This is a genomic window from Streptomyces daliensis (genome assembly GCF_054782395.1).
Genome location: NZ_BAAGSO010000069.1, coordinates 53,155 through 66,256, shown reverse-complemented (window position 1 = coordinate 66,256; position 13,102 = coordinate 53,155). Strand labels below are relative to the sequence as shown.

Sequence of the window (13,102 nt, the reverse complement as noted above, 5' to 3'; positions counted from 1 at the left end):
GGGCCCGGGGCTCGGGGCGCCGTCAGGCTGGGGGTTTCCCGGCGAAGCGCTGGGGTCTCCCGGCGAAGCAAGGCTGGGGCACCCCAGCGAAGCGAGGGGAAGGACGTCACGCACCATGCCCGCAGATCTCGCCGTCATCGGAATGGGCCAATCGGGTCTCCCGGTGAGCCAGGCCGCCACAGCCGCCGGCATCGGCACAATCGGCTTCGACCCGGACGAGCACACCGTCGCCGAACTCAACGCCGGCCGCCCGCCCGCCGACGGCTCCCTCACCGCGGCCGAGATCCGCCGCATGCTCTCCCACGGCTTCCGGGCGAGCGCCGATCCGACGGTGCTGAGCCGCGCCCGTACGGTCCTCATCTGCGCGCCCACCCCACTGGCCCCGGACCGCGCGCTGGACCTCACAGCGCTGCGCGCCGCCGCCCACACCCTCGCCTCCCGACTGCGTCCACGTACGACGGTGATCCTCGAATCGACGGTGTACCCGGGCAGCACGGAGGAAATCCTCCGCCCCCTGCTCGAAGAGGGCTCGGGGCTGCGCGCGGGCCGCGACTTCCACCTCGCGTACTCGCCGGACCGCGTCGACCCTGGCGGGCGCGGCCACCGCTACGCGGGCATCCCCAAGGTCATCGGCGGCCTCACCCCGGCCTGCACGGAAGCCGCGGCGGCCTTCTACGGGCGGCTGACCGACAAGGTCGTGCGCGCCCGCGGCCCGCGCGAGGCGGAGACGGCCAAGCTCCTGGAGACCAACTACCGCCACGTCAACATCGCCCTCGTCAACGAGATGGCCGTCTTCTGCCACGACATCGGCGTGGACCTGTGGGACGTCATCCGCTGCGCCGAGACCAAGCCCTTCGGCTTCCACGCCTTCCGCCCAGGGCCCGGCGTGGGGGGCCACGGCGTTCCCGTCGACCCCAACCACCTCTCCAGCCGGGGCCGTTCGCCGGGCTACCCGCTGCGCATGACCGAGGTCGCTCGGGAGATCAACTCCCGGATGCCGCGCTACGTGTCACAGCGCGCCGCGGCCCTACTGAACGAGCACGGCAAGTCCGCGCGCGGCGCCCGCGTCCTGCTCCTGGGCGTCACCTACAAGCCCGACCTCGCCGACCAGGAGGGGGCGCCCGCGCGCGAGGTGGGCACCCGGCTGAGGGAACTGGGCGCGCAGCTCAGCTACCACGACCCTTACGTGTCACGCTGGCGCGTGTCGGGGCAGCCCGTGCCCCGCGCCGACTCCCTCTACGAGGCGGCCGGCGCCGCCGACCTCACGGTGCTGTTGCAGCACCACAGGACGTACGACCTCCAGGGCCTCGCCGCGAAGGCCCAACTCCTCCTCGACACCCGCGGCGCCACCCCAACGGGCGCGGCCCACCGCCTTTGACCCCTGCGGGGTCAGAATGAAACGCAGGGTTGCCGCTTCACGGGGGTGTTGCGCGGGACGGCTGGCCTCTCAGGTGGGCACCGTAGGGTCCCGCGCTGATTTTTGCGCCGCAGCACGGTGCGCTGCGCTGGGCTTGGCGCCGTCTCCGGGTGCGGCTGCGTGGCTACGGCGCGGCGTATGGACCGGTGCTTCGCGGCTGGCGCCGCGTGATTCCGGGTGCCTGTTGGGGTTATGGGCGCGTGGGTGCGGGGTGCCCGGTGCCGGGGTGGGGTGTCTCCTCGGCGTGAAGCTTTCGTCGTCGCCTCCCCGCCGGTGACTTTCTCGACCTGCGGGGACACCCCACCCCGTCCCCGTCCCGCCGGTGGCCCACTGCTCCTCCGGGTCCGCCGGGGTCGGCTCCATGACGTGCGGCGGCACGCATCCAGCGCGGGACCTACGGTCCCCACTCCACGGGCCAACCGTCCCGCGCAACACCCCCTTGGCAGGGGGCGCCTACCCGATTGCCCCTTGGGGGTTCGTTCGCGTGCTGCGGGCCGGTGGGTGGGTTGTGCCCACCCTCCCCCAGCTACCGCTGGGAGGTGCCCCCTCGCCGAGCGGGACGCTTGCCCACAACAAGGGTGACCGGGCCCCTCCGGCGCGGCGCCCGGGGCGGGCGGACACCGGTGGTGGAGCCGTCGTCGTCAGTTCCCCCGACAGGGGCGGAGCCCCTCCGGCACGGCACCGACACACAGCATGGGAACAACCGAAGCGGTCACCGGCCGGAGGCTGGCCACCGAGTGGGAGGGGACGCGGTGGGGTGTCCCCGCAGGTCGAGAAAGTCACCGGCCGAAAGGCGAACACGAGACCTTCACGCCGAGGAGACACCCCACCGCGGCGCCGACCCCCACCACACAGCAACCCCACACGGCCACCGGCACAAGCCAAGAACCACGCGGCCCTGGCCGCGTCGTACCGGTCCATAGGCCGCGCCGAAGCCACCGGCCAGGCAGCCGAACACGGCGCCAAGCCACACGACAGCACCCCGTGCAGCGGCACAAAAATGTTGTGGGCAATCGTCCCGCTGGCGAGGAGGCACCTCCCAGCGGTAGCTGGGGGAGGGTGGGCACAACCCGTGCCACCGGCCCGCCACACGCGAACGAACCCCCCAAGGGGCACCCACACCAGGCGCACCCCCACAAGAAACACGCACCCCGTGTGACCATCACCCCGCACCCCGCGAAGGGGCACACCAGCGTGAAGGGGCAACCCTGTGTTTCATGGCGCACCCCGCGAAGGGAGCCGCGCCCCGCGAAGGGGTCAGCGGGCGACGGTGACCTCGATGCGCTGGAACTCCTTCAGGTCGCTGTAACCCGTCGTCGCCATCGCGCGCCGCAGCGCCCCGAAGAAGTTCATGGACCCGTCAGGCGTGTGCGAGGGCCCGAGCAGCACCTCTTCGATCGTGCCGACCGCACCGAGATCCATCCGCTTCCCGCGCGGCACATCCTCGTGCACGGCCTCCATGCCCCAGTGGTGCCCGCGCCCGGGCGCATCCGTCGCACGGGCCAGCGGCGAGCCGATCATCACCGCGTCGGAGCCGCAGGCGATGGCCTTCGGCAGGTCGCCGGACCAGCCGACACCGCCGTCGGCGATGACGTGCACGTACCGGCCACCGGACTCGTCCATGTAGTCGCGGCGCGCCGCGGCCACGTCGGCGACGGCCGTCGCCATGGGCACCTGGATGCCGAGCACGTTCCGCGTGGTGTGCGCGGCGCCGCCGCCGAAGCCCACCAGCACACCGGCCGCACCGGTCCGCATCAGGTGCAGCGCCGCGGTGTAGGTGGCGCAGCCGCCGACGATGACGGGCACGTCCAGCTCGTAGATGAACTGCTTCAGGTTCAGCGGCTCGGCCGCGCCCGACACGTGCTCGGCGGACACCGTGGTGCCACGGATGACGAACAGGTCGACGCCCGCGTCCACGACGGCCTTGGAGAACTGCGCGGTGCGCTGCGGCGAGAGCGCGGCGGCGGTCACGACGCCCGAGTCCCGGACCTCCTTGATCCGCTGGCCGATCAGCTCTTCCTTGATCGGCTCGGCGTAGATCTCCTGCATCCGGCGCGTCGCGGCGGCGTCGTCCAGCGCGGCGATCTCCTGGAGCAGCGGCTCCGGGTCCTCGTAGCGCGTCCAGAGCCCTTCCAGGTTCAGTACGCCGAGGCCGCCGAGCTGGCCGATGCGGATCGCCGTGCGCGGCGAGACGACCGAGTCCATGGGCGCCGCGAGGAACGGCAGGTCGAAGCGGTAGGCGTCGATCTGCCAGGCGATCGAGACCTCCTTCGGGTCGCGGGTGCGCCGACTGGGCACCACGGCGATGTCGTCGAAGGCGTACGCCCGCCGTCCGCGCTTGCCGCGCCCGATCTCGATCTCAGTCACGTGTCTAGCCCTTCGCCCTTCACTGTGGTGTGCCGTTCCAGTATCGCCGACCCACCCCGCATGCCTGAGCCCGCGGCCCCTCGGTGGGGCCGCGGGCTCATGGAGGCTCCGCTTCGGCGGCGCCTCAGCGGCGCGAGTAGTTCGGCGCCTCGGTCGTCATCTGGATGTCGTGCGGGTGGCTCTCCTTGAGGCCCGCCGCGGTGATCCGTACGAAACGGCCGCGCTCCTTCATCTCCGGGACGGTCCGGCCGCCGACGTAGAACATCGACTGCTTCAGCCCGCCGACGAGCTGGTGGACGACGGCCGAGAGCGGGCCGCGGTAGGGCACCTGGCCCTCGACGCCCTCGGGGATGAGCTTGTCGTCGCCGCTGACCTGCTCCTGGAAGTAGCGGTCCTTGGAGTACGACCTGTCGTCGCCGCGGGTCTGCATCGCGCCCAGCGAGCCCATGCCGCGGTACGACTTGAACTGCTTGCCGTTGATGAACAGCAGCTCGCCCGGCGACTCCTCGCAGCCCGCGAGAAGGCTGCCGAGCATGACCGTGTCGGCGCCAGCGACGATCGCCTTGGCGATGTCGCCGCTGTACTGGAGGCCACCGTCGCCGATGACGGGGACGCCCGCCGCCTTGGCGGCCTCCGCCGCCTCGTAGATCGCGGTCACCTGCGGGACGCCGATGCCCGCGACGACGCGCGTGGTGCAGATGGAGCCGGGGCCCACGCCCACCTTGACGCCGTCGGCACCGGAGTCGATCAGCGCCTTGGCGCCGTCACGGGTGGCGATGTTGCCGCCGATGACGTCGACGGACGTGTTCGACTTGATCTTGGCGACCATATCGCCGACGAGCCGGGAGTGGCCGTGCGCGGTGTCCACGACGATGAAGTCGACACCGGCCTCGACCAGCGCCTGCGCCCGCTCGTACGCGTCACCCGCGACACCGACGGCCGCGCCGACGACGAGACGGCCCTCGCCGTCCTTGGCCGCGTTCGGGTACTGCTCGGCCTTGACGAAGTCCTTGACAGTGATGAGGCCCTTGATCACGCCCGCGTCGTCGACCAGCGGCAGCTTCTCGATCTTGTGCCGCCGCAGCAGCTCCATGGCCTCGTCGCGCGAGATCCCGACCCGGCCCGTGACCAGCGGCATCGGCGTCATGACCTCGCGCACCTGACGGCCGCGGTCCAGCTCGAAGGCCATGTCGCGGTTGGTGACGATGCCGAGCAGCTTCCCGGCCGGGTCCGTGACCGGCACGCCGCTGATGCGGAACCGGCCGCACAGCTCGTCGGCCTCACGGAGCGTGGCGTCGGGGCGGATGGTGATGGGGTCGGCGACCATGCCGGACTCCGAGCGCTTGACCCGGTCGACCTGCGTGGCCTGGTCCTCTATCGAGAGGTTGCGGTGCAGGACGCCGACGCCGCCCTGCCGGGCCATCGCGATGGCCATGCGCGCCTCGGTGACCTTGTCCATCGCCGCGGAGAGCAGCGGGACGTTCACCTTGACGTTGCGGGAGATGTGCGACGCGGTGTCGATGTCCTGCGGTGCCATGTCCGACTCGCCTGGCAGCAGCAGCACGTCGTCGTACGTCAGCCCGAGCATGGCGAATTTGGCGGGCACTCCGTCGACGTTTTCTGTCATGACACCTTTCCAATGCTTGCCACGGCGGGACGTCCATGCTAACGGCACGGAAGGACTGCTCGCGTGCGTCTTCGGCCACAGTGCGGACGCCGTCGGCCGTACGGTCCGTACGCCCCGTGCGGCACCGCGCGCTCCGTCCGGGGTACGGGTTACTGCTCCGCCAGCGCCCGCAGCCTGCTGAGCGCCCTGTGCTGGGCAACACGCACGGCCCCCGGGGACATTCCGAGCATCTGCCCCGTCTCCTCGGCCGTCAGGCCGACGGCGACGCGCAGCAGCACCAGCTCCCGCTGGTGCTCGGGCAGGTTGGACAGCAGCTTCTTGGCCCACTCGGCGTCGCTGCTGAGCACCGCGCGCTCCTCGGGCCCCAGCGAGTCGTCGGGCTGCTCCGGCATCTCGTCGGAGGGCACGGCGGTGCTGCCGGGGCCGCGCATGGCGGCGCGCTGGAGATCGGCGACCTTGTGCTGGGCGATGGCGACGACGAACGCCTCGAAGGGCTTGCCCGTGTCGCGGTAGCGCGGAAGCGCGCAGAGAACGGCGATGCAGACCTCTTGCGCGAGGTCGTCCACGAAGTGGCGAGCGTCACCGGGAAGTCGTGTGAGGCGGGTGCGGCAATAGCGCAGCGCCAGTGGATGTACGCGGGCGAGCAGATCGTGGGTGGCCTGTTCGTCACCCTCGGCCGCGCGCTGGACGAGGGCGCTCACGGCGGCGTTCTCATCGTGCCCGTCGTCCCGCATCGGTCCATGGTGCACCGACGACTTACGATCCGCCGCACCGCGTCCGTAGTTGTGCACCGAAGCGTTATGAGCTGGCGCACTGGCCCTCATGTCCCGCGCCCTCCCCTCACGCATGACCGGCTGGTCCCCGAGGAACTCCATACTCCAAGCATGCGGCACGCGCGGAGTAACCGTGCCGCCCCGGCCGCCCCGCCCCTCCCCTGACGGCCCCCTCCCGGAGAGAGAAGGCCCGGTCGGGGGCGGGCGGGCACCGTGTGAACGTGAGTTATCGAACGAGTCCCCAGCGGAAGCCGAGGGCCACCGCATGAGCGCGGTCCGAGGCGCCGAGCTTCTTGAAGAGCCGCCTCGCGTGGGTCTTCACCGTGTCCTCGGACAGGAACAGCTCCCGGCCGATCTCGGCATTGGAACGCCCGTGACTCATGCCCTCCAGGACCTGGATCTCACGGGCCGTGAGCGTGGGCGCCGCGCCCATCTCCGCCGAGCGCAGCCGCCGTGGGGCGAGGCGCCAGGTCGGATCGGCCAGCGCCTGGGTGACGGTGGCCCGCAGTTCGGCGCGCGAGGCGTCCTTGTGGAGATAGCCGCGGGCACCCGCGGCGACCGCCAGCGCGACCCCGTCGAGATCCTCGGCGACGGTGAGCATGATGATGCGGGCACCGGGGTCGGCCGACAGCAGCCGCCGCACGGTCTCGACCCCGCCCAGGCCGGGCATCCTCACATCCATCAGGATCAGGTCTGAACGATCGGCGCCCCAGCGGCGGAGAACTTCCTCGCCGTTGGCCGCCGTCGTCACACGCTCCACACCGGGCACGGTCGCGACCGCGCGGCGGAGCGCTTCTCGGGCAAGCGGGGAGTCGTCGCATACGAGGACGGAAGTCATGACCGCCCTCCGCAGCTGATGCGCATCACCTTGAGCCTCCAGGCTGTTACGAATCGTCACCTGTGCGATTGACAGCCTCGGACATCAGTGCCCGAGCTGACTTCCGCCAACCGCTTCCGACCTCTCAACGACGGTCACCCAAAAGAGTTACGGCTTTCAGCGGTCGCCTTCGACACTCTACGTGATTGCGCAGACACAGATCAGCCGCATCGCAGGGTCCCGCCGCAACAACTGGCAACTATCCCTTTTTGCCCCATTTGGTGATCCTTCCTTCCGTTTCGAGGCATCTATCGTTAGATTCGCAATGAGTCATATTTTCGCACCAGTGACCTGCGAGCCTCAGCACGCTTCCGAGAGGACACGCAATGGCAGACTTCTCCCGCCTTCCGGGCCCTAACGCCGACCTGTGGGACTGGCAGTTGCTCGCCGCCTGCCGCGGAGTCGACAGCTCCCTCTTCTTCCACCCGGAAGGGGAGCGCGGCGCGGCCCGCAGCGCGCGCGAGACATCGGCGAAAGAGGTGTGCATGCGCTGCCCCGTACGTTCGGAGTGCGCGGCGCACGCCCTGGCCGTACGCGAGCCCTACGGGGTCTGGGGCGGGCTCACCGAGGACGAACGCGAAGAACTCATGGGCCGCGCCCGCACCCGCCTGGTCGCCGTCCCGGACAACTAGCGCAGAAACGGTTCCCCTTCGCGGGGTGCGGAAGGAAACGGGGGTGCGCCGTTCGTCGGGGGTGTTGCGCGGGACGGTCGGCCGGTGTGGTGCGCGCTGTAGGGTCCCGCGCCAATTTTTGTGCCCCTGTCCGGGGGTGCGGTCGTGTGGCGGGGCGCCGTTTCCGGGTGCGGCTGTGTGGCTACGGCGCGGCATATGGACCTGTAGTTCGCGGCTGGCGCCGCGTGATTCTGGGTTTCGGCCGTGGTTGTGGGCGCGTGGGTGGTGGGTGTCCGGTGCCGGGGTGGGGTGTCTCCTCGGCGTGAAGGTCTCGTTTACGGCTTTCCGCCGGTGACTTTCTCGACCTGCGGGGACACCCCACCCCGTCCCCGTCCCGCCGGTGGCCCGCTATCCAGCTCCGGGTCGGCCGACGCCCACCCCGTGCCCTCGCCCGTGGGGCGCCATCCCCCGGTTGCCCCTTGGGCTCTCGTTCGCGGCTGCGGGCCGGTGGCACGGGTTGTGCCCACCCTCCCCCAGCTACCGCTGGGCGGTGCCCCCTCGCCATGCGGAACGCCTGCCCACAACGGTTGGAGCGGACCGGAAGCTGGCCGCGACCGGGAGGGGACGTGGTGGGGTGTCCCCGCAAGTGGTGGCGACGAGGGGGCACCGACCTGCTGGTGGCCACCGGGTGGGAGGGGACGTGGTGGGGTGTCCCCGCAAGTGGTGGCGACGAGTATGTGCAGGCAGCCGAAAAGCCGACCCGCACTTGTCGCCGCCCGAGGAGACACCCCGGCACGGCACCGACCCCCACCACACACCAACCCCACAACCACCGGCACAAGCCAAGAACCACGCGGCGCCAGCCGCGACGCACCGCAACCACACGCCGCACCGAAGCCACCCACCCGCACCCGAAAACGGCGCCCCGCCACCCCCACTGCGTGCAGCGGCACAAAAATCAGCGCGGGACCCTGCGGTGCCCACCTGAGACGTCAGCCGTCCCGCGCAACACCCCCGTGAAGCGGCAACCCACCGTTTCAATCCGCCCCCGCGAAGGGAGCCGCCCCCTCCAAACGATCCAGCATGGCCGCGACCGCCGGGACCTGGGCCAGGTCCGGGAGGGTCAGGGCGACCACCTCGCGGCGGACCTCCGGGGTGACCCGGACCGCGCGCGTGCCCTTGGGGCGTACCGACTCCACGGCGAGTTCCGGCAGCACCGCCACCCCCAGCCCCGCCCCGACGAGCCCGACGACGGCCGGATAGTCGTCCGTCGCGAAGTCGATGCGCGGCGTGAAGCCCGCCGCCTCGCACACTTCCACGAGGTGGCGGCGGCAGCGCGGGCAGCCCGCGATCCACGGTTCCTCGGCGAGCGTGCCGATCCCCACCTCGTCGGCGTCCGCGAAGGGGTGCCCCTCGGGCACCAGCCCGACGAGCCGGTCGGTGAGCAGCGGACGTACGACGAGGTCGTCCCACTCGGGCGACGCCTCATAGCGGAAGGCCAGCGCGATGTCGCACTCTCCTTCACGCAGCATCTCGACCGACCGAGGCGGCTCGGCCTCCACGAGCGAGACCCGGGTACCGGGGTGGTCTGCGCGCATGGCGGCGACGGCGGTCGGCACGAGCGTCGAGCTGCCGCTGGGGAAGGAGACCAGGCGCACGCGCCCCGCGCGCAGGCCCGCGATGGCCGCGACCTCCTCTTCGGCGGCCGTCAGCCCGGCCAGGATGCCCGCTGCGTGCCGTACCAGGGCCTCGCCCGCCTCGGTGAGCCGCGTCTCGCGTCCCGTACGCACCAGCAGCGGGGTTCCCGTCGACTGTTCCAGTGCCTTCATCTGCTGGCTGACGGCCGGCTGGGTGCAGCCCAGTTCGCGGGCCGCGGCGGAGTAGGAGCCGCTGGTGGCGACCGCGCGGAGCACGCGGAGATGGCGGGCCTCGATCATGCTTCGAGCATAAGCGGGCCTTGGGTGGAGCGGGAAAAATCCGTTCGGGGCTTGGGGGCTGCCGCCTTAGCCTGGCGTCATGAAGCTGCTCTCAGTGAACGTCGGCAAGCCGCTGCGCGCGGAGTACACCGACGCCGAGGGGAATCTGACCGGAATCGACAAGCGGCCGGCCGAGGGCGCGGTGGCCGTCGCCGCGCCGGGCCCCAAGGGGGTCGGCGGGAGCGGGCTCGCCGGGGACACGATCGGGGACAAGCGGCACCACGGGGGCGACGATCAGGCGGTGTACGCCTATGCGCGCGAGGATCTGGACGCGTGGGGCCGTGAGCTGGGCCGCGATCTCGCCAACGGCGCCTTCGGGGAGAACTTCACCACCACGGGCCTGGACGTGAGCGGTGCTCTGATCGGTGAGCGCTGGCGCGTCGGGCCCGATCTGGTGCTGGAGGTCGATTCGGCGCGCATCCCCTGCCGTACGTTCGCGGGCTGGCTCGGCGAGCGGGGGTGGGTGAAGCGGTTCACGGCGAAGGCGGCGCCGGGTGCGTATCTGCGGGTGATCGAGCCCGGTGAGGTGCGCGCGGGCGACGCCGTGGAGGTCGTCCACCGCCCGGAGCACGAGGTCACCGTCAGCTTCCTCTTCCGGGCCGTGACCAGGGAGTCCGAGCTGCTGCCGCGCGTCCTGGCGGCCGGGGAGGCGCTGGACCCCGAGGTGCGCGAGATCGTCGTCAAGCGCATCGGCTGACGGGGCTGACGCACCGGCCGCCCGCCGAAGACCGTTCCCGACCGGTCGTGTCCGGATCGCGGATGGCCGGTGACCGTTCGCCGCGCGGGACGGATAGCGTTCGCCCCATGACGACTGCGTTGATCACGGGAGCGACAGCCGGTATCGGGGCCGCCTTCGCGCGGCGGCTCGCACGGGACGGACACAACCTGGTGCTGGTCGCCCGGGACACCGAGCGGCTCCGGCGGCAGGCGACGGAGCTGCACGACCGGCACGGCATCGAGGCGTCGGTCCTCAGCGCCGATCTCGCCACGGAGGCGGGCATCGCGTCCGTCGAGGCGCGCCTCGGGGACGCGGAGCACCCGGTCGACCTGCTCATCAACAACGCGGGGTTCGGCAACAAGGGGCGCTATCTCGACGTCTCCATGGCGGACGAGCTGACGATGCTGAAGGTGCACTGCGAGGCGGTGCTGCGGCTGACGTCGGCGGCTGCGGCGAGCATGCGCGAGCGGCGCAGGGGCGGCGTCGTCAACGTCGCCTCGGTCGCCGCCTTCGTGCCCCGGGGCACGTACGGGGCGAGCAAGGCGTGGGTCGTGCAGTTCACGCAGGGCGCGGCGAAGGACCTGGCGGGCTCGGGCGTGCGGCTGATGGCGCTGTGCCCGGGCTTCGTACGTACCGAGTTCCACGAGCGTGCCGGGATGGACACCGGCAACATCCCGTCCTGGATGTGGCTCGACGCGGACAAGCTGGTGGACGCGGCGATGAAGGACCTGGCGCGCGGCAAGCCGCTGTCCATTCCCGATCCCCGCTACAAGGCCCTCATGGGCGCCTCGAAGCTGGTGCCGCGCGGGATGCTCTCGCGGGTCTCCTCGACGACGGGGCGCCGCTACGGGCCGCAGTGACGCACGAGTGACGCAGCGGCGCCGCACCCGAACCGCCGCGCGCACGCGTGAGGCCCGGCACCCCTCTCGGGGCGCCGGGCCTCAGCGCGGATGAGCCGTACGGGAGGTACGGGCCCCGCGCGTCAGTGCGAGTGACCGTGGCCGTGACCGCCCGCGGCGGCCTCGTCCTCCTCGGCGGGCTTCTCGACGACCAGGGTCTCGGTCGTGAGCAGCAGCGAGGCGATCGACGCGGCGTTCTCCAGCGCCGAGCGGGTGACCTTCACCGGGTCGATGACGCCGGCCTTGATCAGGTCGCCGTACTCGCCCGTCGCGGCGTTGAAGCCCTGGGTCTTCTCCAGCTCGGCGACCTTCGAGGTGATGACGTAGCCCTCGAGGCCCGCGTTCTCGGCGATCCAGCGCAGCGGCTCGACGACGGCGCGGCGGACCACGGCGACACCGGTGGCCTCGTCGTCGGCCTTGCCGAGCGAGCCCTCCAGCACCTTCGCGGCGTGGACGAGCGCGGAGCCGCCACCGGAGACGATGCCCTCCTCGACGGCGGCGCGCGTCGCGGAGATGGCGTCCTCCAGGCGGTGCTTCTTCTCCTTCAGCTCGACCTCGGTGGCCGCGCCGACACGGATGACGCACACGCCGCCGGCCAGCTTGGCCAGGCGCTCCTGGAGCTTCTCGCGGTCCCAGTCCGAGTCCGTGGACTCGATCTCGGCCTTGATCTGGGCGACGCGGGCCTGGACGTCGTCGCTCTTGCCGGCACCGTCGACGATGGTGGTGTCGTCCTTGGTGATGGTGACGCGGCGGGCCGTGCCCAGCACGTCGAGACCGGCCTGGTCGAGCTTGAGGCCGACCTCTTCGGCGATGACCGTGGCGCCGGTCAGCGTCGCCATGTCGCCCAGCATCGCCTTGCGGCGGTCGCCGAAGCCGGGGGCCTTCACGGCGACGGCGTTGAAGGTGCCGCGGATCTTGTTGACGACGAGCGTGGACAGGGCCTCGCCCTCGACGTCCTCGGCGATGATCAGCAGCGGCTTGGAGCCACCGGCCTGCATGATCTTCTCCAGCAGCGGCAGCAGGTCCTGGATGGACCCGATCTTGCCCTGGTGGATCAGGATGTACGGGTCGTCGAGGACGGCCTCCATACGCTCCTGGTCGGTGACCATGTAGGGCGAGAGGTAGCCCTTGTCGAAGGCCATGCCCTCGGTGAAGTCCAGCTCGAGGCCGAAGGTCTGCGACTCCTCGACGGTGATGACACCGTCCTTGCCGACCTTGTCCATGGCCTCGGCGATCAGCTCGCCGACCTGCTTGTCCTGGGCGGACAGACCGGCGACAGCGGCGATGTCCTCCTTGGAGTCGATCGGCTGGGCCGAGGCCAGCAGGTCGTCGGAGACGGCCTTGACGGCGGCGTCGATGCCCTTCTTCAGGGCGGCCGGGGAGGCGCCGGCGGCGACGTTGCGCAGGCCCTCGCGTACGAGCGCCTGGGCGAGCACGGTGGCGGTGGTGGTGCCGTCACCCGCGATGTCGTTGGTCTTGGTCGCCACCTCCTTCACGAGCTGGGCGCCGAGGTTCTCGTAGGGGTCCTCGACCTCGACCTCACGGGCGATGGTCACGCCGTCGTTGGTGATGGTCGGGGCGCCGAACTTCTTGTCGATAACGACGTTGCGACCCTTGGGGCCGATGGTGACCTTGACCGTGTCGGCAAGGCTGTTCACGCCGCGCTCAAGGGCGCGACGGGCGTCCTCGTCGAACTTCAGGATCTTCGCCATGGGAGCTGTTAAGTCCTTTCGTTGCGATCCTCGGCCGCCGGACACGGCAGCCGCCATCGCTCAAACGAACCGCGCCCTGGCCCCGGCCATCTCGTATTCGGATGCGGGAACCAGGGCGCGGATCA

The 13,102-nt window shown here is 71.1% G+C and carries 10 protein-coding genes; 4 read left to right on the top strand and 6 right to left on the bottom strand.

All coding sequences use genetic code 11. From position 1 onward, the window contains the following. Positions 1-115: 115 nt before the first annotated feature. Positions 116-1,378, top strand: coding sequence for a nucleotide sugar dehydrogenase (locus ACYVOO_RS15925; RefSeq protein ID WP_461016289.1), 1,263 nt, complete (start codon positions 116-118; stop codon positions 1,376-1,378). 1,296 nt (positions 1,379-2,674) lie between these two features. Here the strand turns inward: ACYVOO_RS15925 and ACYVOO_RS15920 are convergent. The 4 genes from ACYVOO_RS15920 to ACYVOO_RS15905 form a co-directional block, all read right to left on the bottom strand. Continuing rightward, the gene (locus tag ACYVOO_RS15920; protein ID WP_461016288.1) at positions 2,675-3,784 is read right to left on the bottom strand and encodes a GuaB3 family IMP dehydrogenase-related protein; all 1,110 of its coding nucleotides are present in this window, start codon (positions 3,782-3,784) and stop codon (positions 2,675-2,677) included. A 124-nt stretch (positions 3,785-3,908) separates the two neighbouring features. Next, positions 3,909-5,411 (bottom strand): IMP dehydrogenase, encoded by a 1,503-nt coding sequence (gene guaB, locus ACYVOO_RS15915; RefSeq protein ID WP_461016287.1) that lies wholly within the window; start codon positions 5,409-5,411, stop codon positions 3,909-3,911. A 149-nt stretch (positions 5,412-5,560) separates the two neighbouring features. Next, a complete protein-coding gene (locus ACYVOO_RS15910) occupies positions 5,561-6,145 on the bottom strand; it encodes a sigma-70 family RNA polymerase sigma factor (RefSeq protein WP_453348914.1) in 585 nt (194 codons plus the stop codon). A gap of 265 nt (positions 6,146-6,410) precedes the next feature. Beyond that, positions 6,411-7,022: a response regulator transcription factor gene (locus ACYVOO_RS15905; protein ID WP_003948568.1), complete on the bottom strand. Its 612-nt coding sequence runs from the start codon at positions 7,020-7,022 to the stop codon at positions 6,411-6,413. 365 nt (positions 7,023-7,387) lie between these two features. Here ACYVOO_RS15905 and ACYVOO_RS15900 point away from each other — a divergent pair, with 365 nt between their 5' ends. Further along, entirely contained in the window at positions 7,388-7,693 is a 306-nt protein-coding gene (locus tag ACYVOO_RS15900; protein WP_453348915.1) for a WhiB family transcriptional regulator, read from the top strand. Between the two features lie 1,016 nt (positions 7,694-8,709). On the opposite strand, the gene ACYVOO_RS15895 is transcribed toward ACYVOO_RS15900, so the two are convergent. Continuing rightward, positions 8,710-9,609: a LysR family transcriptional regulator gene (locus ACYVOO_RS15895; protein WP_461016286.1), complete on the bottom strand. Its 900-nt coding sequence runs from the start codon at positions 9,607-9,609 to the stop codon at positions 8,710-8,712. A 79-nt stretch (positions 9,610-9,688) separates the two neighbouring features. On the opposite strand from ACYVOO_RS15895, the gene ACYVOO_RS15890 reads away from it, so the two are divergent. Together ACYVOO_RS15890 and ACYVOO_RS15885 are read left to right on the top strand one after the other, a co-directional pair. After that, positions 9,689-10,345 carry an MOSC domain-containing protein gene (locus tag ACYVOO_RS15890; RefSeq protein ID WP_461016285.1) on the top strand — a complete coding sequence of 219 codons (657 nt, stop codon included), beginning with the start codon at positions 9,689-9,691 and terminating at the stop codon, positions 10,343-10,345. A 107-nt stretch (positions 10,346-10,452) separates the two neighbouring features. After that, positions 10,453-11,226: an SDR family NAD(P)-dependent oxidoreductase gene (locus ACYVOO_RS15885; RefSeq protein WP_461016284.1), complete on the top strand. Its 774-nt coding sequence runs from the start codon at positions 10,453-10,455 to the stop codon at positions 11,224-11,226. A gap of 122 nt (positions 11,227-11,348) precedes the next feature. Here the strand turns inward: ACYVOO_RS15885 and groL are convergent, their stop codons facing one another. After that, complete coding sequence (gene groL, locus ACYVOO_RS15880) at positions 11,349-12,977, bottom strand: chaperonin GroEL (RefSeq protein ID WP_461016283.1); 1,629 nt, start codon at positions 12,975-12,977, stop codon at positions 11,349-11,351. Positions 12,978-13,102: the final 125 nt, after the last annotated feature.